This window comes from Paenibacillus sp. p3-SID867, from assembly GCF_025142895.1.
Lineage (GTDB): Bacteria > Bacillota > Bacilli > Paenibacillales > Paenibacillaceae > Paenibacillus_AQ.
Genome location: NZ_JAMBDM010000040.1, coordinates 1 through 25781, shown reverse-complemented (window position 1 = coordinate 25781; position 25781 = coordinate 1). Strand labels below are relative to the sequence as shown.

Here is a 25781-nt window from a genome sequence, read left to right as displayed (position 1 = left end):
ATTGTAACATGTCCTCTTTTTTCACTGTCTACCATCAGGGGATAATACCAAGACGGCTGCTGTCACATATTCAAATTAAGGCTCCTTACATCCGTTCCGGCGCCGATACGCCCATCAGGCGAAGCACGTTAGCAATAACCGTACGAACAGCTCGAAGCAAAGTCAGGCGAGCCTGCGTTTGATCCGCATCCTCCGTAATCACGCGCTCAGCTCGATAGTAGCTGTGGAACAAGGAGGCCAGCTCGTATACATACCGGATAAGTCGGTGCGGAGCATAGTTCTCTGCAGCAAGCGACACTTCCTGCGGGAGCTCTCCTATTTTGCGCAAAATGTCGTATTCGTGCTCGGTTGTCAGAACGCTCAGGTTCACTTCCGAAAGCGGCAGGAGGTTAACGCCCTGCTCCTCCGCTTGGCGGAATACGCTGCAGATACGTGCGTGAGCATACTGCACATAGAAGACCGGATTCTCATTGGACGTTGACACCGCCAGATCCATATCGAAATCCAGATGCGAATCCATGCTGCGCATAGTGAAGAAATAGCGGATTGCGTCAACGCCGACTTCATCCATCAGGTCTTCCATCGTGACCGCTTTACCGGTACGCTTGGACATTTTCACTTTCTCGCCATCCTGGAACAGGCTGACCATCTGGGCGATCAATACAATCAGTTTGTCCGGATCATTGCCCAGCGCCTCCATAGCTGCCTTCATCCGCGGAATGTAACCATGGTGATCGGCTCCCCAAATATTGAGGATCTTGTCGTAGCCGCGCTCGTATTTATTGCGGTGGTACGCAATATCCGGCGTTAGGTAAGTATAGGTTCCGTCATTCTTCACGAGGACGCGGTCTTTGTCATCCCCATAGTCGGTGGTACGAAGCCAGGTTGCCCCATCCTTCTCATAAGCTTCGCCCTTCGATTTCAGCTCTTCCAGGGATTTCTCCACGAGTCCGTTCTCGTACAGAGATGTCTCACTAAACCATTCGTCAAAATGAACGCGGAATCGATTCAAATCGCGTTTGATTTTATCCAGTTCCTTCTCAAGCCCGAACTGACGAAGGAATGCCGCTCTCTCGCCTGGATCCATGGACAGCAAAGAGTCGCCCTTCTCAGCTACAAGCTCTTTAGCAAACCCTTTGATATCTTCGCCGTGGTATCCATCTTCCGGCATTTCGGCATTCTGACCGAGCTCCTGCAGATAACGGGCTTCGAGGGATTTTATCAGGTTCACGACTTGGTTGCCTGCATCATTAATGTAGTATTCGCGCGTCACTTCGTATCCAGCAAAATCAAGCACATTGCAAAGGGCATCGCCTACCGCCGCTCCGCGGGCATGTCCCAGGTGCAAACTTCCGGTGGGATTGGCGCTGACAAACTCCATCTGAACCTTTTGCCCCTCTCCGGTAGCAATTCGCCCGTAGTTGTCGCCCTGTTCTTCTACCAACGCAACGATCGGATAGAGATACCCCTTGTCCAAGGTAAAGTTGATGAATCCTGGCCCGGCTATTTCCGCTTTTTGAATGGAAGCCTTCGCCATGTCCAGATGTTCCAGGATAGCCTCCGCAATTTGTCGCGGGTTCTTCTTGGCGATTCGTGTCAACTGCATCGCTACGTTCGTAGCCAAGTCGCCATGCGACTTATCCTTGGGAACTTCAAGCGTAATGCCTGGCAATTCCTCACGGGAAACCAGTCCTGCAGCTACGGCAGCGTCCGCCACCGCTTCTGCAACCAGCCCGTTAATGTGATCTAATGGATTCATTGTCATGATTCATGTGCCTCCTGAATAGTCAAACTGATAGAAAAGTGTCCCGAAAACTCGTCAAACACATATAAATCATACGCCCAAGCCGCTCGTCCGGACACGCCTTCTAGCGCAAGCTCCAGACGCTGGGTGTGCGTAGACAGATTAAATGAAGTGAACGGGGAGCGGTAATACCCAGGCAATCGCTGACCCAGCTTAAATGCCTGCTCGGACTCCACCTCGCCGTGACGGATCAGCTTCAGCTCGTCCTCCGTCAGCTTGAGCATGGCCCGGGTTTCCCCTTGATGCGGTCCAAGCGCTGGTTCGGTATAGCGAACATACAGGACATTCCCTTTGATAAACGCCTCTGCCGGAAGCTCCTGTATCGTATTCTCCCCTTCGTGAAGGCTTTGAAGACGGATGCTCACTTGTATTCGGTCGTTCATGTTCGTTCCTCTTTTCCTTACCTATTGTATTACTATATCCAGTATAGCCCTGCAATTCAAATGAGGATTTTAGCAAATGTGAAGTAAACGTCTATCCACGTGCTTACACGAAAGATCGGGTGCATCCTCAATCTCCGAATTTATCGGCCCATTGCTTGTGCCACTCACGATAATGTACACCTGTGTTTTCCTCCAGAGTCTTCTCGCCGATGGAGTAGGGGGCACGGGCTAAATTTCCCCGATCAAGGAAACAAGGTTCCCCCGATAACCTTGCCCTCTGCCATCCTACGACTAGAATGCCAAATACCGCATGCTGTAGGCATAACCGGAAAAGAATATGCCTGATCCGTAACGAATCAGGCATGAACCATCTATAAGTTACAACGGAAGCAAGGCTACCTTCTCCCGCAATTCCAGCTTGGACACCATGTCGTTCCAGGCCTGTGGTTTCTCAGGCAGTACCGAATAGTAACGTCTCAGGAAGTTGACGATCAGCTCTGCAGGCAGCTCATCAACGGCATCATCGCCAGGCATGAAGCACAAATCGAGCCCGCTCACCGCTTCGCCATCATTATTCCAGGAAGGATGCACGTAGGCGATATCTGTGCGTTTGTAGCCAAGATGCGAGAGGACTTCGCGGCGAACAAAAGGATCCATCGGCTTCACGCCGCCAAATGCATGGTCCTGCACCCGGTACGGATCGTAAATCTCGGCAAACATGCCGAACAGCTCTTTGCCGTTCGCGGCCGCCAGCTGATTCAGATCCTTCAAACGATGCTGTGCCAAGAATCGGCCGATGCCGAGCCCTTCGCGCCCGATGATGGTAAAATCGGTCATCGCTACATTCCAGTCCTCATAATAGCGGTATTCCGTTGTCCCCACCACTTCGTCCTCATGCAGGGCAACAAACACCCGAATACCCGGATCCTCCAACGGTTCTTTCCATAGACTGAATTCCAGCACCTCTTCCGGAGGGAACACTTCCTTCATTAGATTGTGCATTTTTCGGAACAAGGGATCGTCGATGCTCGTAATGCGAATATATTCCATTAAATTAAAGCCTCCTTATATATGTAATAAAAAATTCACCTTTATAATTGAAGTCAATTCATATCGTTCAAGCGAGACTTCTTATCCAGTGAAAGGGTTCTTCCATTCCATCAGAGCCCCGTAGTTGCAGGACTCTTCATCCTCCAAATAATCTGCCGCTACCCCAACGGGCGTCCGGCCGCAACGAAGCAGGAAGGTAATCACCGGATCCTTGAGATCACCCCGGACAACAGCGTCCAGATACTCCGCAGCCGACATTTGATGGGCATGCCGATGATAGCCGGGCATCCGTCCGCCCCCAAGGAGCCGGTCCAATCCCTGTTCGACGGTCACGTGATACAGTGACTGAATCAGCCATTTGCCGAGTCCAAGCTTGCGAAAGCGCGGCCTGACGCAAATGTCGGCAATGTATAGCGTATTCCCGCCCGGCTTATGCGTCCGGATATACCCGTTATCCGTGGCCTCCGCCCAGGAGTGGGCGGGCTCCATCGGATCATAATCCACGATGAGCGAAGTGATGGACCCTGCGAGCATGCCTTCCACTTCAACGCACAGAGCCCCCTCAGGGAACAGGGTGACATGCTGCTTCAGCTGCTCCTTGTTCCACCACTGCTCCGGCGGATACGGGGGCGGAAACGTCTCGGATTGAATGACGATCAGCTCGTCAAAATCCGCTTCCGTGTAGCTTCGAATGATAACCGGCACCGGCCGGGCATCGTCAAATACATAAAACTGTTGATGAAACCGGGCCATTTCCTCTGCACCGCCTTTGTCCTATTTTCCTCAAATCATGATAAACGGCTTACTCCCAATCCGGATACAAATCAGTACGCCGGTCACGCCATGTCGTGACGGAGCCCTTCTCGCGCACTTGATACAATAAATCCAGATCGAGATCGGCGGTAATGATCATGTCGTTGTTCAGCTCTCCCTCTGCCAGCAGGCCCTGTGGAGGAAACGGGATATCGTTCGGGGTAATGATGGCCGCCTGTCCGAAGTTGGCACGCATCAGATCCACGGTTGGCAGCGAACCAACGGTACCGGTCAGCACCACATAGATTTGATTCTCAATGGCGCGGGCATGGCTGGTGTAACGAACGCGGTGGAATCCGTGACGATCATCCGTACAGGACGGACAGAAAATGACGTCGGCCCCTTTAGCCTTGGCCATGCGCACAATCTCAGGAAATTCGATGTCATAACAGGTCAGCATCGCAACGGTGCCTTTTTCTGTCTCGAACACTTCGAGCCCTTCGCCCGCACCCATATTCCATCCGCTAATCTCCGAAGGTGTGATATGAATCTTGGCCTGCTCCGCAATGCGGCCGTCCGGATAGAACAGATGCGCTACATTGTACAGCTTCCCTTGCCGGCGAATGACGTGCGTCCCGCCAATGATATGCATATGATATTGCTTCGCAAAGCCTTGAAACAGCTCGCGGTAACGGTCTGTGAAATCCGGAAGATCATTGATCGTCAATGCCTTGCCTTGATCATCCCCGATGGACATCAGCTGGGTCGTAAAAAATTCCGGAAACAGCACAAAGTCGGCTTCAAATTCCTCCGCCGTCCGGATATAATGCTCCGACTGATGGGCAAAATCGTCAAAGGATTGAATGGTGTGCAGATGATATTGCACGGCAGAAACGCGAAATTTCATGCTTCTCCTCCTTAGGCATAGTTAGATGCTTTCATTATATCGGATTCCGAGCTTCGAGAACATGGGAACATGAAGTCATCCTCCCTTGGAAACCATAATCCTGTGAAGCAAGCTTCCAACACGCTCAAACGGATATCATCAACTCGCCGTGCGACAAAGAAAGCTCAATTTATGAAAAAATACACGTCATTCATACCCACGCTTTACAATTCTCCTGTATACTGTCGTATGTAAGCCTCTTGTCTACACTATGAATCTTTAGCCCTTACAAGCATATATTGCAGCCCGGTTGGACTTTGGACTGCCAGCTTACAAAATTATAATGTGAGGTGTTCTGTTCACAATGATTACTCGTTCGATGGATTGGCTTCAGCAACATGACCACCTTATCTTCCGCTGGTTAAACCGCAAGATCGGCAACAAAACGGTGGATTCGATGCTCGCGCTGGTCACCCATATGGGGGGTGCTATCTTTACCATTGTGCTGACACTTTCGATAGCGTTTTTTGCACCCGAGCCGTGGAATACGATGGGGTGGCAGAGCTTTATTGCGCTTTCCCTCAGCTTCCTGATTACGGCCCTCATCAAAAGGAAGATGCGGCGCATCAGGCCTTATCTGGCACTGGAAAAGGTGCGGTTCGAAAAAAAACCGATGAAGGATCACTCGTTTCCTTCCGGGCACTCGACGGCCATCTTTTCCATTATCACGCCGTTTCTGTTCATAACGCCTTGGCTGTCATTGCTCTTGATCCTGCTGGCTCTTACGGTCAGCCTGTCACGCATTTATCTTGGCTTTCACTATCCTTCGGATTGTTTGGCCGGCTGTTTCGTCGGAACGACCTCGGCGCTGCTTATCGTACTCAGTTAAAATACAGGCATCTCCCTCATGGCTTTACGGCTATGGATGGAATGCCTTTTTTTGTGCTTCCCTCACTTGTGTTTGCTGACCCTCTATCCAGGCTGCTACATAGGAACTTTCACATCTTTCCCACACGTATACATTATAATTTCGCAGAAATTTGAAAAAAGATTGAACCATTCCGGCTGGTAAATCGTACTAATAGTACATTCTTAATAAGGAGGTATTTATTCATTGAAGAAAAGACTATCACGGATGCTGGTTACCCTACTCGCCGTTACGATGATCCTTCCGGCTGGGGTAATGGCAGCAGATAACAGCCAAGCTGCCGCTGGAGGAAGCCTTGAGAAAACCGCCGCAGAGAAAGCCAAGCTGCTCACCGGGACGTATGGAACGACAAGCGTTCAATATGCCCTTATCGACAACGGAGTGATTACCGTGTCCGGGCAAGAGGGCATCAATGATATGGAAGGAAAGAAACCGCTGACTAAAGATACGATGTATGCCATCGGTTCCACGAGTAAAGTGTTCACCGCCGCTGCGGTAATGAAATTGGTGGATGAGGGGAAAATCAACCTGGATACGCCTGTGGTTCAGTACATACCCGAATTCACGATGAAAGACGAACGTTACAAAAAAATCACGCCGCGCATGCTGCTTAACCATTCCTCCGGACTGCAAGGCTCAAGCCTGAATAATGCATTTTTGTTCGAAGATAATGACCCACATGCACATGACACACTGCTGAAGCAGCTGTCCACCCAAAACCTGAAAGCGGATCCGGGTGCGTTCTCCGTTTATTGTAATGATGGATTCACGTTAGCTGAGATACTGGTAGAGAAAGTGAGCGGCAAGGATTTTACTGCCTTCATTCATCAATATTTTACCGAGCCGTTAGATTTGGACCACACGAAGACATCCCAAGATACATTGGATTTAAGCCAAATGGCGGGTCTGTATTATCCTACTCACCAAGGACAGCTTCCTAACGAGACGGTCAATGTGATCGGAACCGGCGGCATCTATTCTACGGCTGAAGACTTGGTACAGTTCGCGCAGATCTTCACCGGAGAAGCCGAAGGCATTCTTTCCGACAAATCCGTTAAAGCCATGGAGCAGGAAGAATATAAAAAGGGTCTGTGGCCCGAAGATGCTGATAACTCGTTCGATTACGGACTTGGCTGGGACAGCGTAAGACTGTTCCCGTTTAACCAATATGACATGAAAGCCGTAACCAAAGGTGGAGACACCATCCTGTATCACGCTTCGCTCGTTGTTCTTCCGGAGCAGAACATGGCTGCCGCTGTATTATCGTCCGGCGGTTCCAGCTCAACCAACCAACTGTTGGCCAACGACATTCTGCTGCAAGCGCTCAAGGAGAAAGGCACCATCAAGGAAATCAAGCCGGAAAAATCCTTCGGCAAACCGGTCAAGGCCGACATGCCTAGCGACATCGCGAAATATGCCGGTTACTATGGCGTGACGAATCAGCAGATGAAAGTCGACATCAAGGACGGCGAACTATCCATTACCGTACCGATGGTGCCGGATTATCCTGCGGAGAAATATGTATACACTGCGGATGGAACCTTTGTCAGCGCGGATGGCAGCACGAAGGTCAGCTTCGTCAAAGAAAAGAATGATCGCATCTATGTATGGGTAAGACAATATGTTTCGATTCCTGGACTTGGGCAAATGGCTTTATCGCATTATACCGCCGAGAAAATGGAAGCGAACCCGTTATCCAAGGAAACCGCTGCTGCTTGGGCCAAGCGGGAAGGCGAAACGTTCTATCCATTGAACGAGAAATTCACATCGCTGATGTACTTCATTACGAAACCGACGGTTGCGATTAACAGCGAGAGCGGTCTGGAAGGTTATATGATCGACAAAAAGATCATAGACCAGGATACCGCTGTAAGCCAGCATCAGGTTCCGGCTATTGGCAGCCGGGATACGTCCGAATTCCGCTTCTATAAGGAAAAAGGCGTAGAGTATCTCGAAGGCGCAGGCTCCCTGTTTGTGAGCGGTAAGAACGTAAAGCCGCTTTATAAAGGAAAAAAATCAACCGTCACCCTGCAAGCCGATGGTTATGCCAAATGGTACACCGTCCCTAAACAAGCTGAAGGCAAAACCATGACCGTCACCCTGCCAGCACAAGGCGCATTCGCCGTGTATGACGAAAAAGGTGCCGTTGTGAACTACAGCATCGTCAGCGGCAGTAACGAAGTGAAGCTTCCTGCTAATGGAGCTGTCGTATTTGCCGGTGCCCCAGGTTCGGCATTCGGTATCACCCTGCAGCCGTAATGAGGGTGGGCAGCCAAGATAACTTATAAAGGAAAAGCACCTCAACCAAAAGCTAATGCCCATGGTTGAGGTGCTTTTTTGCGTTGAACCGGTCTTTCGCCAGCTACAATTTCAAGGTCCGATTACGTCCCCGTCGACCTGCGGGCTGCAATGGATCGACAGCTGTGTCCCTGGCTCCAGACGAACCGTATGAACAAGGGGTCCCCGAGATGAAGGCTGGATGAAGGCTCCCTGACCGGACATGGAGCTTTTTCCTGCCCAAGGCGGTAATGAAATGAGGATGTCCGTCTCCCGTTCAGCATCAACACTAGCGCAGAACATACCGGCATCCCGGTCCCATTCCACGGTGATCCGACCGGTATGGAACCTCCAGTCTGAGAGCCGGCCACTACGCAAGCGCTCCGGCAGCGCCGGCAGGAGCTTCACCATATCCGGCGACACCTGCAGCAGCATCTCCTGTACGGCATTCACCCAACCCATGTTCGCATCGAGCTGTATCGGCGCTGCCGGCATATCCATGCATATCCCCATCCCCCTCCAATCGTTATGGAGGGTAAACAGATTCGGCAGCAGGCATGATTGCGCCAGTGTATCCAGACACTCCAGTGCGCTGTCGCCTTCCCCCAGCCGCGCGTAGATGGACGCCATATGAGCCAGCGACCAGCCGCTTTGGGCGCCGAGCCGGCGCAGACGTACCGCCTTCTCGAAGGCGACATACAGCTCCGGCGCTGATTCCCGGGTCACTTCATCACCCGGGAACAAGGGGTAGATATGTGAGAGATGACGGTGATCGTATCGGTCCTTAAACGCGGGATCCAGCCATTCCGCAAGAGCACCGTCCTCGTTCGTCCGGTAAGGCGGCATGCGGTCCAGCATTCGCTTCAACCGCTCCTCCTCATCCTTCGAACCTGGGCCGCCGACTAGCCGATTCGCTTCGATCAGATGGGTAAGCAGCTCCTTCATAATCGCAATATCCATCGTTGCATTGGCGGTTGTCGGCATCGGGTGAGCCAGCTGCTTTCCGTCTTCCGGCATGAAATTAAGTGGGGTATTCTCCGGCGATACCGAAGGATACAGACGATAGGAGCCGTCTTCACCAACGACTGCGAAATCCTCGTAGAATTGAAGAGCTTCGCGCATGAACGGCAGCGCTTCCTCCCGCAAAAACCGGATATCGCCCGTATACAAAAAATGCTCGTAATAATGCCGGGCGAGCCACCCTGCTGCTCCCGTCCAGTTTAGAATGACGGGTACGATTTGATTCGGCGTTCCGATCCCCGGCGTGGTCCCAGCCGGGATGTAGATTCCACGACATCCGTACAGCTTGCGGGCATTGCCGCGAAAATCGTCCATCAGGCTGCCATAGTAGCGGAACAGGGAAGGGACGAGCTCTCCTAAACCGCCGACATGCGCGTGCCAATACATCATTTGAATATTCTCATTCGCCATATGGTGGCACCATATAAGCCGGTAGTCTCCGCCCCACAAGCCGTACAGTCCGAACGGCCCCGATTCGGCTGCCGTCCCGCTAATAAACAAGTACCTTCCATAAGCCCACATTTTACGGACAAGCGATACGGGCGCCTCGCCCTCGTAAGCCTCCAGCAGCAGCTCCTCGCTCGAACGCACGTCCCTGTTGGCAGTGTTCAGCTCCAGGGATGCGGAATGGAACAAAGGACCATGGAGTTCGGTGTGGCGCTTGAGCAACAGGTCATATTCACACGTTTCAGGGAAGGTTTTGAGTTCACGCTCAAGCTGCTCCCATTCCTGTTCACGCTTGCCACGAATAAATACTTTCACCAGTACAAGCACCCGCCGGGCCTTAGTAAAATTCAACATCGTTCCTTCCTTAGTTGACTGCAAGCTTCCACCTTCACAAATAAGCCGCAGCACGGCACCGAAATCGGTACCGTCATCATTGCGGCCGGCGTACCGGATATACGCGCCCTTCGCCGAGGTGACCACGGATTCGGCCAATTCCTTGAATTCCGGTGTATCTCCCCACCGATCACTTGGGTAGAGCGTCAGTCCGATCTCTCCCGAAATACAGTGACTCACCCCGGCTTGATCCTTGATAAGCTTGCCGGTTCCTTTCCTGTCTCCAGGGTGTACTTCTTCATTGGCACATTCTTCGGAGCCAATCTCATAGATGACAGCCCCATCTGCACGGGATACGAACAGCCGCCTTACGTACCGGTTCGAACCGTCCGTCCAGCCTACCGAAACTTCGCCGGTCTCCATATTGAGGGATCTTCGGTAACGACGGAATGGCCGTGTAGTGGGCATAGACAACTTAATCGCCGCAAGCGGAAAGCGGGAGGCCAGCTTCGTCCCGTATCCCCGCTCACGTAAAGCGTTCGCCAAGTTCCAGCTGGCCCCCGTATAGTGTCCTTCATCCATCAGCCTTCGTGTTTCGGCGAGCGTCATGCTCACGTCCGGCAGCGGATCCTTTCGGCCCCAATGCCACAACCCCTCGTGATTCAGCAGTACCGTCTCTTCCTGCACGCCCCCGAATACCGAGGCCCCGACAATCCCATTGCCTGAGGGCAGCGCCTCACGCCACATATTACGCCACCAAGAGGCGGGATACCTCATGGTTAACAGGTTCTCTTGACTCATCCCCAATGCCCGCCTTTGCCCCCCGCCTGCAGCCTCTCCATTTCGATGCTGGCCAGCAGAAGCGGAGCGACGCCCATGAGCGAATCACTGACAATCTTTTCACTCAAATAATAATCGTATGATCCGTCGCGGTATTTGCGCCCGCCCAATCCGGCGCCGTGGCAGATGCCGTGAAGGTGCAGCCCTTCGCCGTCGACGGTGATAAAATGTTTCTGGATGCCGTCATAGGCGCGTTCGACCACCCCGATGTCGATCTCAGCCAAATAATGAAGCTGAATGCCTTTGGCCAAGGCATAGGTCAACATGCAGGAGCCCGAAGCTTCCACATAATTGCCCTGCCGGCCATTGCAGTCCATCACCTGATACCACAGCCCGCTGTCTTGATCCTGAACGCGTACGAGTGCATTGGCCATCCGTTCGAAAATGCCCATCAGCTGCCCGCGCTGTGGATGGCTCACGGGGAAAAACTCCAGCGCGTCCACGAGCGCCATCGCATACCAGCCCATGGCACGGCCCCATACATGGCGCGAGCGGCCCGTTTCCTTGTCGCACCATCGCTGCTCCCGGCTCTCATCATAGGCGTGATGCAGCAGCCCCGTCTGCGGATTCCGGGTACGCCGCTCGATGAGCAGCAGCTGCCGGGCAGCTTCGTCGAACCATGCCGGCTCATCAAACGTTTCTGCATATTCTGCCATGAACGGTGACGACATATAGAGGCCGTCCAGCCACATCTGAAACGGATAGATTTTCTTATGCCAAAATCCGCCTTCGTCGGTCCGCGGCTGTCCAACCAGCTGAGATGCCAGCAGCTCGGCAGCCCGGCGATATTTCTCCTCTCCTGTCGTGCGCCACAAGGGCAGCAGATTTTTGCCTTTATTGATGTGATCGAGATTATAGTCCTCCAGTGTGTAGCCTGCGATCGTCCCGTCTTCCTGTATGAAAACGTCCATATGACGCTTGACCACTTCATTGTAACGCTCCTCACCCGTCCATTCGGCCAGGCGGCCCAATGCAGTCAAAGCCATGCCGGCCACGTAGCCCCATTTGTTGGCTATATTCGGATGGTATCCGTCCACGCAAGCGGACAGGATCGTTTCTGCAACCTGGACCGGTATTCGTTCCAAGACTGTAACTTTAGCCACGGTTAACCACTCCCCTCTCCTTCGCTTTAGACCGACAGCAGCGGCAGTGAATCGAAATCTTCCGGCATGTCGACCAGATACAGATTGCCATAACCATTTTTATCACTTGTAAACAAGAGTCGTTTACCGCCCGGATCAAAACGCGGATGCGCGTGCACCTTCTGGGAATGAAAGCTGCATCGAAGCTCGCACAGCATCCTTGGCCCTTGATAGACTCCTTTGGCGTCTTTACGCCATACGGAGAGGGTTTTGATTGCCCCCTTGCCGTCCACAACGGCCTGACCGAAGCCGTCGGCATACGCATGCCACGTATCAAAGCCGAAATCCGTCTCTTCCATAGCCGTATTCTCATACCGGATGCTTCCGAAGAAATTAGTTCCATCCATACGGAAGCCATGGTAACCGATGGTCACACCGTCAGGATAAAAAAATTCATGGCCGACCTTTTCTCCGGGTTCAAGGCGCTGGCGAATTCTCCAGGCCTCTCCGCTCCGAAGGTCCAGCCCCCATATCCGGTGATCGACCAAATGCCAGGGTCCTTCGTGGCAGAAGGTGATCAGCCATGGTTCGACGGGTGACGCGTTAATATGGGTTATAAAACGATGGGCTTCATATAGGGTTTCCGGCTGCGTCTGCCCTTCCGAGTCGATCCGCACGATCCGGCTGTGGGGAGCGGCCTCCATCAGCTCCCTATGGCCGACATAGCCGTTGCCTAGATCGAGCGGCATGCGATGGGACAGATCCTCCTGTATGCAGGTGACGACTGAGCGTCCATCCGCAGGACAGCTCAGATTGCCGATGTTGTACCCCTCCGGGGCTTCGTAGATCAGTTCTTCCTCCAATGTTGCCAGATCGAGGCGGCGTACGCCCCGATCCGTTTTGACAAAGGCGGCCCGGCCATCCGGTAACAGACAGGCATCCACAGCATCATTGTCCGGGTAATCCGTCAGCTGAAGCATTTCACCGCTGTTAACATCCATGCTATACAAGTTTGAGCTGTTGTTCCTGTCCGATACGAACAACAGCCGCTTCCCGCCGTCATACCATCCGCTTTCCGTAAAGTACAGATGATGACTGTGAGCTTTGTAGTCGGTCAGCTGCACCACTTCGACTCCGGTCAACCGGTCGCGGTATAACTTACGTTCCGGCCTCCACACCGTTCCCTTGGCCATATTCAGCCCTCCTGTCCGCAAGTTGTATAAGCCAAAGCTATAGCCACGGCTTCAGCCCCTCCCACTGCACCGTCCAGCCGCTTGCCGGAAATCCCGGGCCATTCGGGTCCTCCTCGCCTTCCCAGCCGCAGGCCATCATGGCGACCGCCGTAAGCAGTCCGCCGTTACCCGGCAAGTAAGCGGATAAGCCTGGGCGCTGATAGTTATGCCCGTTTGGCAAATACGTGTTTTTTATTTCGTCCATTAACAGAAAATCGACAGCCAGATCGCGTTCGCCGAGCCGAGCAGCGGTCATGGCGCATACGGGAAAATCCCATCCCCAGGCCGTCTCCCATTTCCAAGCATCCTTAACCTTCCACAATGTACGCCGCATGGTTTCGCGGTCGATCAGCTTGCCGGGAAGCACGCCTAATGCGCATAGCATGGACGGGTGGTCATGGTTCTTCTCCGTAAACGTGTCCGGCGCAAGCTCATGCGCCAGGTAAACGCCGTCGAGTCGGGGCGGTGCCGCCAGATTGCTTGCTACCTCGGCCCAACGCGGATTCGGCTGAATTCCCAACCGATCAGCCCACTTTATAGCGATATCAAGGCCGTATTTCCAATACTCCAGCTCGTAAGGCGGGTTCGCGCTTGCATTCATCGGATGACATTCTTGGGCCGGAATGAGCGGCGGTCCAAGATCGAAAGCGCCTGTTGCCTCATTCCAGTGAACATAGGAAACCATAAAGTCAGCCGATTCAAAGACGATGTCACGGAACCGGCGCAGCGTTTCTTGTGCTGAGTCGGCCTTATAGCACAGCTCCGCCATGGCGATTGGATGCGGCTGCTGCCAGATCAAGCCCGGAGCGACCGGCGACGGGCACGGGATGCCGTCAAAACCGACCATTTTCGGCCAGCGTGCTCCCTCGTATCCCTGGGATAGCGCCAGCTCGCGGGCGACCGGCAGTATGCCGTTGTACCAGTCCAAACTTCTCCGCAGGATGGAAGCCCGGCCCCACAGCGCGAAATGGGCGGCATGCCACCAATGCATCTCCAAATGCGATTTGCCAAACCAGCTGTTATACATAAGACCGGTCTCCTGGGGTGGCATAGAGCCCCCACTGTGAATGGCGCATAACCATTGCGACAAGACAACGCGTCGCTCCAGCTCAAAGGCTCGCGGATCGGAGCTGCCAGCGAAGCTGACTGCACCGCCGCTCTGCCAAAAGGATGCCCAGTGCCGGACGCTGGCCGGAACGATGGCCTCAAAGTCAGCTGCACCGGGCGACCCAGCTGCAAAGCCGATGGAAAACGCCAGCTCCTCCGAAGATTGATCAGGAGATTCGCCGGGAAACAGCGTAAATTCATGGGTTTCCGTCTGCTCCAACCGGCCAGAGCTCCAATGCCAGCGGACCGAATAACGTTCTTCGTCCAGCGTCCGCTCAATCAAGGCCGTTCCTTCCTCCTGCCGGACGAGAACGGTATCATGTCGTTGATCGTTTTCCCAATCGGGAAACACCGATTTCGACCAAGACGAATGCGTCATATCCGGTGCGGGGAAGCGGATAAATACCTGAAGCCGCCCTTCCCGGATGAGGGGCGAGACAACCCGCACGCCTATAATATCAGCATCCGGGTGGCACGCCGTCGTAACTTCGACCGGCACGCCGCAAATTTCGAACTTGCTCGATAGAATGCCCGTCCACAGATCTAGATTTTGACGGAATTGGCCTGCAGCGCTGTAATCGAGCTCTTCTCCCGCTTCGTCCAGAAATCGGAACGACAGCCGGCCTAGGTGAAGACGGTGGGGATTTTGCCGCAGCCATTGGTAAGCTTCCGGCTTATCCCCCGGCTTCATCGGATAGCCGACCTGCCGGCCGTGGGTCTCGAACATCTGCAACGCTGCATCCTTCGCGGAGAACCTTTCGCGCCCCCCCGTAAAATGCCAGCCCCAGTTCGACTGGGTGCCAAGCGGCACCTCGTATTGTTCTGGAAATGTCTGCAGCCCGGTAATATCTGCGGTAAACGCAAATTCCCCGTTGCCTACCGACAGTGGCGAAAGCGGATCTAGCCTGTCGAATTCAGGATTATGCCGCCTAACAATCTGCTCTCTCTCCATCTCCATAGCTCCTCCCTTCCCGGCCCTTCATTCAAACAAGGCGTCTATCCGGGTTCTCATCATATCCCGGTATTTGCCCGGGGTGATATCCTTGAATTTGCGGAAGCTGCGAATGAAGCTGTTTTCATGCTGGTAACCGACCATTTGGGCGATATCGGATATTTTGCGGTCGGTTTTGACCAGCAGCTCGCTAGCCCGCTCCATCCGCAGCCGGGTTAAGTAGTTATAGATCGTTTCGTTTGTTTCCTGCTTAAAAAGCTGGCTGGCCAAGCTGCTGCTGATGCCGGTCGATTCCGCAATTTCCGGAATGCCGATCGGATCGCCGAGGTGCTGCTCCATGAATTCAATCATCCGCTGGCACATCAAAAAATCCTTGCTGCCGATTAAACGGCGGTAGCGGTCGGCCAAGGCCGAAATCAGGCCGGAAAGCTCCGCCTCGATATCTTCGATGTACAGCGTGCCCAGCCGACCGGCCGGATCCCCCTCGGAACCATCGTCGCCGGGGCATATCCCTTTAAGACGTTCCAGCAGCGCCTGAAGCAAGGCAAGCGCCTCCGAAGGATACCAGTAATGGCTGCGGATATCGCCAATAATACGCCCAAGCAGCTCTATAGCCCGCTCCCCATCACCGGTCTCCACAGCCGTCATCAACTCCCGCACGCCATCTTCCTGCGGCTGTATATCCGTCACCTCGTGACTGGATACATCCTGAAACGGCACGAGCTGACCATACCCTTTATATAAACGGTAGGTTAACGCATTCTCCGCTTCCAGCATGGCCTGCTTTAACCGGCAAACCTCACTCTGTGGCATGCTCACGCCGGCGGATACACTGAATTTCAGCAACCGGGACACCGTTTCGATCGCCTCGACCAGCGGAGGCCGCGTTTCGCCGCTCCGCGGCTGCAGCAGAATAGCCATCCGGTCCGCCCCAAAATCGGCGCAGGCCACCCTCCATTCGGGCTCATGCAGCTCTGCCATAATATTGGCGAGCGCAAACTTCAGCAGCGAGTGGTCACTGGCCGGAAATCTGCGCGACCACGAATCGTAGCGGTCGATCGACAGCACCGCTACCGTGACGGGTGCATCCGTCCATTCCGCGAAATATCGTCTCCACTTCTCGCGAATTTCGCGTCTGCCGCTCATATGACCCGAGTGAATGTCATACAGAAACTTGGAAGCCGCATCGGATATCGTCTCGCGGATCAACTGAGACAGATGCGCATGATTGCTGAGCAGTTCGCCGGCCAGCTTTTCTAGATCGATGCGATCCGGGCTGGTCGCTTTCCCGTCGTAGGCACTGAACAGCTGCTTAAGACTGCGCACCGGCCGGAAGGCCGCGGAGTTTACGTATAGAATAGTCAGCAATCCGAGTGCAAGTGCCGCCACCGATACATACAGCACCGTGTCTCGCACCTTTTTGGACTGGGCAAGCAAGCTGTCCTGGGAGACGATGGATACGTATTTCCATCCGGTCAGCGGCGATTCGATCTGGTTGACCAGCAGCTTCCGACCCTCATGGAAAAAATCGCCGAAGCGGTCCTCCTTTAGCTCGTGCAGCGCCTGCCTCACGGCTTCCGGTTTGAATTCCGAGTTCGAAACCGAATAAAAAATGTTGTTATGCTGGTCCACGATGTACCGCATGCTGTCGAGCTGCGACAGCGCCGGCGGGTTTAGCTTTGCGAATAGTTCCGCATCCCGCAAATTGACCGCTACGACACCTCTTAATCGGCCCTGGATCATGATTTTGCGGAACAGCGTCAGCTCCGACCCTTTATTGCCCGCTCCCTCCGGGACATGCCTTTTTCTGATGATCATCATGTCGTCCCCGAATTCATCAGCGATACTGGTCCATTCGGAATCCACGAAGGTGAGCCTGCTAGAGCTATACCCCTGCGGAAGCGAAATAAAGCTTCCCCGCTCGACATCGTATACGTATATGCTGTTAATGTATTTCGAATTGCTGATCCAGGTGGATAGCAGTCGGTACAATGTCGATATATTAGCCACCGAGTTCTGATTCTCGCTAGTCAGAAAATCATAGATATAGTCATTCACCGCGACCTGGACCGCAATCTTGTCGCTCTCCCGGATTAAATCGTCAATATATTTCATACTGATCTGCAGCATTTGGTGTTGCGGCTCGCTGAGCTCTTCCTGAAGCACCGATTTGGAGGTGTAATATGAGGTCAGGCTGACGGCCAAAATGATCATAAAAACGGAAACGGTCAAAATGAGCACCAGCCGCGCTTGCGTATGGGCCAGCGTGTATTTTAGCCACTTGCCGATCGATTGGAACATATCAACCCCCGCTTTACTACCAGAATGGTTCCATTATAGCTCACGATCCGCTCCTGCCGTCACGTAAACTTAAGCGTTTACAATATGGTTTGACCGCATGAATTCAAGAAGCTCGACCCCGGCCAACAGCACGATGCCGATTCCGTGCGTATCATTCAAGTTCCACGATAAGTCGTGCTTGTAATAAGCATGGGAGGTTGACCAGCTGCTGCCCTTGCACACACCGTACACATTTCCCCTGCCGTCGATGGCCCTGCTGGTTAAACCGTCCCACCCCGCAATGGCAGATTGCAAGTACGGATCTGGATTCTCCAGCCAGCCATGGCGTATCCCCCGCGCCAAACCAAAAATAAACATCGCGGTACAGGAGGCTTCCTCATAGGATTCAGGGTCCGTCAGCACTTGGTGCCATAACCCATGCACTCCCTGCACGCGGAGGTATCCCTCCGCCAGGCTGCGATAAAAAAGAAGCAGTTCCACGTAGTCGGGATGGCCGACCGGAAGCACGGCAAGCAGCTCTGACAGTGAGAAAAACACCCATCCGTTGCCCCTTCCCCATACCGTCCGGGAAGGCTGCCCACGACGTACATCGTATACGTGCGACATTAACTGCAGGTCCGGCATGTAGAGGTATGACTTATACAGCAGAAGCTGGCGTGCCGCTTCGTCCAGATAGCGGGAATCGCCGGACAGCTCAGCGTATCGGCACAGGAACGGTACGCTCATGTACATGTCGTCGCACCACATCGTCAGGTGCATGCTTGGGGAAACGCCGACCTCGCGATAAAGCGCCCCGTCCGCAAGACGTGATTGTGTATCCATGATGTACCGGGCGATATCGTCCGCTGCCTTGCGCACCCCTTTCAAGGATCGAATTCGGTCTGCAAGAATGGCTAGCGCGCCGAATGATCCGCAATCGTCCAGACTGTCAATGTCGGACAGCTGGTTGTTCAGCCCTGCCGCACCGAATTCCGCGCGGTCCCACAAGGAATACTCGTAATGGCCCGCGGTAAACTCGACGTGGCGGAGCACATAGTCCTGGATGTCCAGGCGATTAAGCAGCCTTCCCGTCTCCAGCAAGCCGTACATTGTGACGCCGAGCGGATAATTCCAGCGGCCGAAAAGCTCATTCTCCAAAAACGGCCTCACGTACGCTCCCGGTTCGCTCCCTGTCCAGAACAGTCTCTCTCCGCCGTCAACAGCGACCGTGTCCAGACCAAAATAGTCGGACAGCTCAAGATCGGCTTCTGCGCTGAACGGACCCAGATAAAGCCACTCTCCGGTCAAGCCGTGCACCCTTCGCGGAGCGATCAGCATCCCTTCAGGCGATGCTTCGCCGATATCAAACCCCCAGCCCTCTGCACCGCATTCGCAGCGTGCGGTAAGCTCCCCGCGGCCCGGAGGCACATCGATGACGATACTGAACGTGCCTGCCTCGCGGCTGGCGTAAACCTCCCTGCCGTTCCATTCAAACCGGACCGGGCCATAGGAGGTTCCCGACAAAGTCACCTTCTTGGCCGCCAGGGTCCGGTTGACAACGGCAGTCCAGGCGTAAGCGGCATTCCCCGGCTTCCGCCCGTACATTCTCCACATCGGGCCGCGATCTGCTTCCCTATCGTGTTTTGCAAGCACGGGCAGCCACTGTGCCCCCGTCCATGATTCGCGTTCCATTGAATCGGGGATGCGGGCAAGCGCCCGGTCCAGCGGCACCGTCACAATCCATCCTTCCTCACCTTCCCGCTCCATGGAAGGAGCCAGAAAGTGAAACGGCTTGTTCTTGCGGTTGCTTGTGCCAAATACCGCTCTGCAGCCGCTTGGGCCCCGGCGGAATTCCAGAACGAAGTGATTCCACCCCTTGGTAAGCTGAATCCCCAGCTTCAGGGGCAATCCGTCCGCTGTCGCTTCTTCCCCTGGCGCCGATCCGAACCGCTTCCGGCCGTTATGGTACAGCCGGACATGCCCCGTCCATTCCATCAGAAAGGGAAAGCTCTGCGGCTCAGCCGCCCACAGCTTCGTCCAGGCGTAGACCACCTGGCTCTCCGTCATTTCGGGGAACATATCCGCGATGGGGAGCTGATAGCGGTGGTCGGCCCGCTTGCGGATCGGACTCTTGCGCGTCACCCGGTAAACCGGTGCATGAGGCGGATGGTCACCGACATAACGCTGGGCAATGACCATAAGCGCATGCTCGATGTTACTGCCCTCTGTTTGGGAAGCCAGGCTTTCCGCCGGGTCAAAATATCCTTTATCGTTCAATAGGCTCACTCTCCTTCCACCCGCCCAGAACATCCGCTATCGCCACCGGACGGTGTTCCTTCACGGAACGCCACACGGCTTCCCCCGCTGCCACAGAATAGGCGCCATCCACAGCACCGGACAAAATCGGGAACGGCCTTTCCCGGTTCTCACCGAGAAACAGGTCATTCAGCAGCAGCGGGTCGCCTCCCCCGTGGCCGCCTTCCCGATGAACGACATGGATGGTTTCCTTGGAGCCGAACAACGGGAAGTAGTCGATCGTCTGGACCGGCGTCGGAAAAGGGGTTCTGGACGGAGCATGGTACTCCATCGTCTCCAGCCGGCCTTTCGTACCGTTGATCGCCAGGCGATACCCTTCATACGGCAGCGAAAAGTTGACGGAATAACTGAGCAGTGCTCCTCCGTCGTATTTGACGGTGGCCGCATACGTATCCTCGATGTCGATCTCATCATCAAAAATACACCGGTCCGGGCGGTAGCCTGTATAAGGGAACTGCGGCCCTCCGCTCTCCAGCAGACCGAGATGGTCATCCGGCACATGACTTGCGTTCCAGCGTGAGTAATAGGCGCAGCGGCTGGCTGAGAGGCAGGTTCCGCAATGACGACCGGCTTCTTTGCCGGGATTAAGCTCCCCTTCAGCGCCGTAATAATGGAGCGCCCCGTAGGCGAAGGCCTCTACCGGCTTCTGTCCGATCCACCAGTTCACGAGGTCGAAATGATGCGTGCTTTTGTGGATGGAGAGACCTCCTGACATTTCGCGCCGGCGGTTCCACCGTTTGAAGTAGCTGGAGCCGTGATATGTGTCCAAATACCAGTTGAGATCGACGGATGTAATCCGACCGAGCCTACCTTCCCATACCATCTCTTTGATTTTGGTGTGAATCGGGGTGTAGCGGTAATTAAACGTGACCGTCACCGAGCCTTTGCTCACCCGCTCCACATCCAGCACACGCCGGGCGTCCTTACCCGTCGTGACCATCGGTTTTTCCGTGATGACATCCAAATCCCTTTCCAGGGCGGCAACAATATAACGCGCATGCGTATCGTCGCGCCCCGCCACGATGACCACATCCGGCTTAGTCTCGTCGATCATCTTCCCGAATTCCTCTTCACCGTAAGTTGCAACGGCGGTATGTTCGGGGAAGCGGGAGCGATACAGTTCGAAGCGGGCCGGATCACAGTCCAGCATGCCGACCAGGTCGCAGCGCCGGGCATGGGTCGTCAGAATCGGCTTGGCGAACATGCCGAGCGCACGACCGCTTACACCGCATATGGCATATTTCTTTTTCACTGTATGATCACATCCTTGAGTACCATTCCTCTACCCTCTTCGTCACTTCGTCTCCCCCTGCCTTATACCAGCGGTCGACGAATTCATCGAACTTCTCCAGCGGCCATTCGCCGATAACGATCTTGGTTACATACTCCTGAAAGAGCTTATGCGATTGGATATCCGGGAAGCCTTCATACACCGTACTCGGAAGTCCGTCTCCGGCGATCCGCTTCGCGTCTGCGGTACTTACCTCGAATATATCCTTCACCATCTGCTGCATGTCTTCCGGAATCGTCTCCTGAATCCGAATGTCCATGTCCTCCTTCGTTGTCAGGTTGCGCATGCCAAGCGCCAGCGGACGGCTGTCCTCTGCCGGAAGCAGCACTTTTTTGCCGTCGACAACTTCATGCTGCTGTCCTTCGATGCCAAAGCGGATAAACTCGTCATTCGACCGATCATAGAAGAAATCGAGCAGCTTCAAGGCTGCAGGGGCTTTATCCTGGGCCTTTGCCGGTATGATCCACTCCGGCTCGCCCATGCTCTTCTGCGTGACAAAGCCCTCAAACCCGTCGGCCTTTGGAAGCGGCATGCCAACGATATAAGCATCTGGTGCTTTTTGCTGCATGGCTGTAAACCGGTCGCGCAGGTTCGCGGGAAGATGGTACCAGCTGCCAACCAAATTGTTATTGATTTTCGCCGTCCATACATCACCCTTGTTCAGAAACGTCTCATTGTCCAGCAGCTTCTCGTCATATAACTCACGGGCAAATGCAATGGCTGCCTTCATATTGTCCGTTACGCCGGCATACTGGATTTTATCGTCGTAGACGTCCCATTCCGGATTCCCCTCCCACATCGCGACACCGAACATGGCAAACAAATGATCCATCCATTTGCCGAATTCGCGGCCTGTTGTGGGCAATTCGTCCTTCAGGCCGTTGCCGTTCGGGTCTTTGTCAAGAAAGGCTCGCAGCACCTCCTTGTATTCCTCCGTAGTCTTCGGCATGGACATGCCTACCTTGTCAAGCCAATCCTGACGGATAAGCGGTGCTCTTTCCGGAACCAGGAACACTTTAGGCACATAATAGATTTTGCCGTCCGGTGAAGCGGATCGAACGACATCCCATGCCTCCTGCGGGATATTCTTCCAGACATTCGGGGCATACTGGGGCAGCAAATCGTCCAGTGCCAGCGCACCTCCTTGGCGGATCAGGGTCTGCTCGATCCCGCCGATCGGGCGAAGAATATCCGGCAAGTCGTCGGATGCAATCATCAGATTGAGATATTCAGTCGGCTCCGAGCCCGGCGGGGTCGTTACCAGCTGATATTCCACGCCGGTCCGTTCCGCCACATATTGGACATGCGGATTATCTGCACCCGGTATCGTGCCGACACCCATGTGGCTTTTGAACACCTTTACCTGTGTAAGTTCTTGATTTCCCTCCCCACTCTGGCCCGATTGCGATTCGCCGTCGCCCTTGCCGCCGCAGCCAAACAGCATGACTGCCGCAAGTGTCGCCGTGAGCGCCGGTTTCCATGCCCCTTTTTGGAAAAACCATTTCGACATGAGTAAATCCTCCCCTTTTTCGGATTGGTAGTTATATCAAACCGGCCGTAAGACCGATTTCATATCGCATGCCTCGCTTTGCTTTATTCCTTTAACGAACCCAGCATGGACCCTTTGACAAAGTATTTTTGCAGATACGGGTATACCAGAATGATCGGAATGGTAGCAAACAGGATTGTTGCCGCTTTCAATGTTGTCGTGTTGAAATCGTAATCCCCAAGAAACAGATTGACCGCAGCCAGCTCCTCGGGAGACTGGAGGTATGCTCTCAGCTTCATTTGAAGCGGCCATTTCTCCGGGTCCCTTATAAACAGCACGGCACGGGAGAAGGTGTTCCAATATCCGACTGCGTAAAACAGACTGACCGTCGCCATGACCGGTTTGGACAAAGGCAAATACATGCGGAACAATATGCCGAACTCGCTGCATCCGTCGATTCGAGCCGAATCATCCAGCTCACTGGAAATGCCCATGAAAAAGGTCCGGATAATGATCATGTTGAACGTGCCAACCAGGCCGGGAATAATGAGCGCCCACAGGGAGTTCATCATGCCAAGCTCGCGAACGGTCAAAAAAAACGGAATCATCGGCGCATTGAAAATCATCGTTAACACAATGCCGAACATGACCTGTTTGCGGATCAGAAATTCCCGTCTTGAGAGCGGGTATGCCGTCATGACCGAAAACAGCATGCTGAGCAGTGTCCCGGCGATCGTAATATATACGGTAATCCCAAAAGATGTCCACAAGCCTTTATTTTTTAATACATGCTCCCAAGATGCGGTTGTAAACTCCACAGGCAGCAGGAATACTTCCTTCGAATCGGCAGCTACCGGGGAGCTGAGCGATACGGCAAGCAGTTGAAGAAGCGGGAACAGCATCGTCACCGCAGCAGCGAACAGAAACACATAATTCAGCGTCTGAAACATTTTTTCTCCGAATGTCGCTTTCATCACCACAACCCCTGATCCGTTTTTCTGGCCAATCGGTTAAAAATCCACAGCAGTATAAACCCAATGACAGACTGGAACAGCCCGATGGCCGTCGTCATGCTGTATTGCCCCTGAAGCACACCCGCACGATAGACGTACGTCTCGATGATATCCCCTACCGAGTACGTCATCGGTGTCAATAAATTGTAAATCTGATCGAAGCCGAGCTCCAGGAAATTACCGATCTGCAGCAGGAACAGTACCAGAATCGTCGGAAACATGGTGGGCAGCGTAATATAGACCGTTTGTTTCCACCGGCTTGCTCCATCCATGACGGCTGCTTCATATAAATTCGGATTGATGCCGGCGATGGCAGCCAAATAAATAATCGTGCCCCAGCCAACTTCCTTCCAGATCGAGGACAGGACGACAATCCCTCGGAAATACCGCTCCTCCTGCATGAACAGAATGGGTTCGTAGCCGAACCAGTCCCGCACCGCATTCACAACGCCTTGGTTAGACAACAGCTCGAAAACGATCCCGCCGACAACGACCCATGATAAAAAGTGCGGGAGATAGAACATGCTTTGCACAACCCGCTTCGCCAGCATGATGCGGATTTCATTGAACAGCAGAGCCAGCACGATCGGGGCCGGAAAACCAAAAACAAGCTGATAGAAAGCGATCACCGCCGTATTGCGCAGCACGTTGTAAAAATCCTGATATGAAAAAATAAACCCAAAGTTGTCCAGGCCCACCCACGGACTGCCAAGGATGCCCTTGAAAATCTGATAGTCCTGAAATGCGATGACACTGCCCGCCAGCGGTACATATTTAAACACAATATAATAGAGAATTCCGGGAATGATCATGAGATACAGCATCCAATGCTTGCGGATGTTGGCTATGTACCGGTTGCGGGATGTCCCTGGGTGCCGGGCGGTTATCAAATCCTCGCGCTTTATTTCGGGTGACTGGGCTGACATCGTATTCGCACCTCCTTTTCGTCGATATGGTCGATGTAACGCCAATATTAACGGCTTCCGGTATATCGGCACAATCGTTCAATCCGACACGCAATGAGCAGATCGCCGATTCTTCCCACAACTACGCGTACCGTGTACCCGAGAATGAACTTGAAGTCGAACTTGAAATTTAGGAGGGAGCAAGCAAACAGAGGGAGGGTAAAAAGGATTTGTTGATGGGATGGAGGATGGGTTTGGTTTCACCGGAAAGAAAAAAACCAGCTACCTGCAGCAATAGTGAAGGTGGCTGGTTCTTCATTCAGATGGTGTTATGAAAAACATATAAATTAGTGTTAAGACGACCATGACCGCAAGTAAGCCATAGATGAATTTGTATGCTGCTCTCTCCTATTTCCAATATCATTGCAACTAGTCTAACATTCAGGGCTTAAACTCGGTAAAATCTACAAAACGGCTTGTCCATGAACTGCCTCATCACAAATCGTTTGTTTCGTTATACAGCCGAGCCACCGTCTATTGTCCCTCCGTAGATTCAGCGAGATTCTCGAGGGTGGACCTCAAGCCTTCATCGTGATCTTCCTTCCGTACGCCTTCGGGCACATTCTCACACACGATCGTGACTTGGGTGCCTTCCGCAAGCGGCTCCAATGCCCATGTCATCTTCATAAACCCCGCATAATTGGGATCCTCAGACTCAAATTCGACCAGCTGCACAACCTTCTCATCATGAACAAACTCCAGAAACTTTCCTTCAATGACGTCCGTATTGTCCGAAGACTTACCGGGTGCCGAGTGATCGGTATCGTTATAGGTGAGGATCATTCGATAAGTCCCACCCTCGCGGGCATCAAACGTGTCGATATGGCCTGTCATCCCTTTTGGCGGAAGCCACGAAGCCAGCGCCTCCGGATTCAAGAATGCCTGATAAATCGTAGACGGCGACGCCATAATAACTCTTGATGCCGTATCGGTTCTCTTCTTGCTCGAAGCATTCGTCATGATGTAACCCTCCTTAATGAATTTGAATCTACCTTGAGTTTACATCATAGAATCGCCGAGGATTTCTTCTCAATTGCTCAGCAAGGCGTTCCCGTAGGGGAGCCATTCGAGGGGGACACGCCCACGCGAAAAAGCAAGCCGACCCCGATAGCCGAAGGCTTAGGTAGGGGAAGCTTGCTTTTTCTTCAGCAGCCGAGGGGCAGTGCCAACCCGGCTGATTCTCCCGGCCCCCGAGCATGCCTGTCAGGGCAGCTCACGCGAGGGGGCCTCCAACAAGTGCGAAAAAGCAAGCCGACCCCGATAGCCGAAGGCTTAGGTAGGGGAGGCTTGCTTTTTCTTCAACAGCCGAGGGGCAGTGCCAACCCGGCTGATA

The 25781-nt window shown here is 53.7% G+C and carries 18 protein-coding genes; 2 read left to right on the top strand and 16 right to left on the bottom strand.

Going from position 1 to position 25781, the window contains the following annotated elements; all coding sequences use genetic code 11:
• Positions 1-85 precede the first annotated feature (85 nt).
• From argS to M4D81_RS33990, 5 genes are all read right to left on the bottom strand, one after another.
• Positions 86-1765, bottom strand: a complete 1680-nt coding sequence (gene argS / locus M4D81_RS34010; RefSeq protein ID WP_071221147.1) for an arginine--tRNA ligase — start codon at positions 1763-1765, stop codon at positions 86-88.
• Positions 1762-2187, bottom strand: a complete 426-nt coding sequence (locus tag M4D81_RS34005; protein ID WP_260069611.1) for a YwiB family protein — start codon at positions 2185-2187, stop codon at positions 1762-1764. Before M4D81_RS34005 ends, argS begins: the two co-directional genes overlap by 4 nt.
• Positions 2188-2565: 378 nt before the next feature.
• A complete protein-coding gene (locus M4D81_RS34000; protein ID WP_260069610.1) occupies positions 2566-3237 on the bottom strand; it encodes a GNAT family N-acetyltransferase in 672 nt (223 codons plus the stop codon).
• An 81-nt stretch (positions 3238-3318) separates the two neighbouring features.
• Positions 3319-3990 (bottom strand): GNAT family N-acetyltransferase, encoded by a 672-nt coding sequence (locus M4D81_RS33995; RefSeq protein WP_260069609.1) that lies wholly within the window; start codon positions 3988-3990, stop codon positions 3319-3321.
• A 49-nt stretch (positions 3991-4039) separates the two neighbouring features.
• The gene (locus tag M4D81_RS33990) at positions 4040-4897 is read right to left on the bottom strand and encodes a carbon-nitrogen hydrolase family protein (protein WP_071221143.1); all 858 of its coding nucleotides are present in this window, start codon (positions 4895-4897) and stop codon (positions 4040-4042) included.
• A gap of 343 nt (positions 4898-5240) precedes the next feature.
• Between M4D81_RS33990 and M4D81_RS33985 the strand changes: the two genes are divergently transcribed.
• Positions 5241-5765 (top strand): phosphatase PAP2 family protein, encoded by a 525-nt coding sequence (locus M4D81_RS33985; RefSeq protein WP_260069608.1) that lies wholly within the window; start codon positions 5241-5243, stop codon positions 5763-5765.
• Positions 5766-5990: 225 nt separating this feature from the next.
• On the top strand, positions 5991-8063 hold the full coding sequence (locus M4D81_RS33980; protein ID WP_260069607.1) for a serine hydrolase domain-containing protein: 2073 nt from the start codon (positions 5991-5993) through the stop codon (positions 8061-8063).
• 111 nt (positions 8064-8174) lie between these two features.
• Here M4D81_RS33980 and M4D81_RS33975 read toward each other — a convergent pair whose 3' ends face one another.
• The 11 genes from M4D81_RS33975 to M4D81_RS33925 form a co-directional block, all read right to left on the bottom strand.
• Entirely contained in the window at positions 8175-10682 is a 2508-nt protein-coding gene (locus tag M4D81_RS33975) for a glycoside hydrolase family 95 protein (RefSeq protein WP_260069606.1), read from the bottom strand.
• Positions 10679-11824 carry a glycoside hydrolase family 88/105 protein gene (locus M4D81_RS33970; RefSeq protein WP_260069605.1) on the bottom strand — a complete coding sequence of 382 codons (1146 nt, stop codon included), beginning with the start codon at positions 11822-11824 and terminating at the stop codon, positions 10679-10681. Before M4D81_RS33970 ends, M4D81_RS33975 begins: the two co-directional genes overlap by 4 nt.
• A gap of 26 nt (positions 11825-11850) precedes the next feature.
• Positions 11851-12996 carry an oligogalacturonate lyase family protein gene (locus M4D81_RS33965; RefSeq protein WP_260069604.1) on the bottom strand — a complete coding sequence of 382 codons (1146 nt, stop codon included), beginning with the start codon at positions 12994-12996 and terminating at the stop codon, positions 11851-11853.
• Positions 12997-13033: 37 nt separating this feature from the next.
• Positions 13034-15100 (bottom strand): glycoside hydrolase family 65, encoded by a 2067-nt coding sequence (locus M4D81_RS33960; protein ID WP_260069603.1) that lies wholly within the window; start codon positions 15098-15100, stop codon positions 13034-13036.
• 21 nt (positions 15101-15121) lie between these two features.
• Positions 15122-17395 carry a helix-turn-helix domain-containing protein gene (locus M4D81_RS33955; RefSeq protein WP_260069602.1) on the bottom strand — a complete coding sequence of 758 codons (2274 nt, stop codon included), beginning with the start codon at positions 17393-17395 and terminating at the stop codon, positions 15122-15124.
• Between the two features lie 69 nt (positions 17396-17464).
• Positions 17465-19660 (bottom strand): glycoside hydrolase family 88/105 protein, encoded by a 2196-nt coding sequence (locus tag M4D81_RS33950; RefSeq protein WP_260069601.1) that lies wholly within the window; start codon positions 19658-19660, stop codon positions 17465-17467.
• The gene (locus tag M4D81_RS33945; RefSeq protein ID WP_260069600.1) at positions 19641-20942 is read right to left on the bottom strand and encodes a Gfo/Idh/MocA family protein; all 1302 of its coding nucleotides are present in this window, start codon (positions 20940-20942) and stop codon (positions 19641-19643) included. Before M4D81_RS33945 ends, M4D81_RS33950 begins: the two co-directional genes overlap by 20 nt.
• 7 nt (positions 20943-20949) lie before the next feature.
• On the bottom strand, positions 20950-22491 hold the full coding sequence (locus M4D81_RS33940; protein WP_260069599.1) for an extracellular solute-binding protein: 1542 nt from the start codon (positions 22489-22491) through the stop codon (positions 20950-20952).
• 83 nt (positions 22492-22574) lie between these two features.
• The gene (locus tag M4D81_RS33935) at positions 22575-23444 is read right to left on the bottom strand and encodes a carbohydrate ABC transporter permease (RefSeq protein ID WP_260069598.1); all 870 of its coding nucleotides are present in this window, start codon (positions 23442-23444) and stop codon (positions 22575-22577) included.
• Positions 23444-24409 carry an ABC transporter permease gene (locus M4D81_RS33930; protein WP_260069597.1) on the bottom strand — a complete coding sequence of 322 codons (966 nt, stop codon included), beginning with the start codon at positions 24407-24409 and terminating at the stop codon, positions 23444-23446. Before M4D81_RS33930 ends, M4D81_RS33935 begins: the two co-directional genes overlap by 1 nt.
• Positions 24410-24922: 513 nt before the next feature.
• Positions 24923-25408, bottom strand: coding sequence for an SRPBCC family protein (locus M4D81_RS33925; RefSeq protein ID WP_260069596.1), 486 nt, complete (start codon positions 25406-25408; stop codon positions 24923-24925).
• Between the last annotated feature and the right edge of the window lie 373 nt (positions 25409-25781).

Excerpts from the sequence above, each read along its gene's own strand:
- argS (WP_071221147.1), bottom strand. The coding sequence starts at position 1,765 with ATGACAATGAATCCATTAGATCACATTAACGGGCTGGTTGCAGAAGCG.
- M4D81_RS34005 (WP_260069611.1), bottom strand. The coding sequence starts at position 2,187 with ATGAACGACCGAATACAAGTGAGCATCCGTCTTCAAAGCCTTCACGAA.
- M4D81_RS34000 (WP_260069610.1), bottom strand. The coding sequence starts at position 3,237 with ATGGAATATATTCGCATTACGAGCATCGACGATCCCTTGTTCCGAAAA.
- M4D81_RS33995 (WP_260069609.1), bottom strand. The coding sequence starts at position 3,990 with ATGGCCCGGTTTCATCAACAGTTTTATGTATTTGACGATGCCCGGCCG.
- M4D81_RS33990 (WP_071221143.1), bottom strand. The coding sequence starts at position 4,897 with ATGAAATTTCGCGTTTCTGCCGTGCAATATCATCTGCACACCATTCAA.
- M4D81_RS33985 (WP_260069608.1), top strand. The coding sequence starts at position 5,241 with ATGATTACTCGTTCGATGGATTGGCTTCAGCAACATGACCACCTTATC.
- M4D81_RS33975 (WP_260069606.1), bottom strand. The coding sequence starts at position 10,682 with ATGAGTCAAGAGAACCTGTTAACCATGAGGTATCCCGCCTCTTGGTGG.
- M4D81_RS33965 (WP_260069604.1), bottom strand. The coding sequence starts at position 12,996 with ATGGCCAAGGGAACGGTGTGGAGGCCGGAACGTAAGTTATACCGCGAC.
- M4D81_RS33960 (WP_260069603.1), bottom strand. The coding sequence starts at position 15,100 with ATGGAGATGGAGAGAGAGCAGATTGTTAGGCGGCATAATCCTGAATTC.
- M4D81_RS33955 (WP_260069602.1), bottom strand. The coding sequence starts at position 17,395 with ATGTTCCAATCGATCGGCAAGTGGCTAAAATACACGCTGGCCCATACG.
- M4D81_RS33940 (WP_260069599.1), bottom strand. The coding sequence starts at position 22,491 with ATGTCGAAATGGTTTTTCCAAAAAGGGGCATGGAAACCGGCGCTCACG.
- M4D81_RS33935 (WP_260069598.1), bottom strand. The coding sequence starts at position 23,444 with ATGAAAGCGACATTCGGAGAAAAAATGTTTCAGACGCTGAATTATGTG.
- M4D81_RS33930 (WP_260069597.1), bottom strand. The coding sequence starts at position 24,409 with ATGTCAGCCCAGTCACCCGAAATAAAGCGCGAGGATTTGATAACCGCC.
- M4D81_RS33925 (WP_260069596.1), bottom strand. The coding sequence starts at position 25,408 with ATGACGAATGCTTCGAGCAAGAAGAGAACCGATACGGCATCAAGAGTT.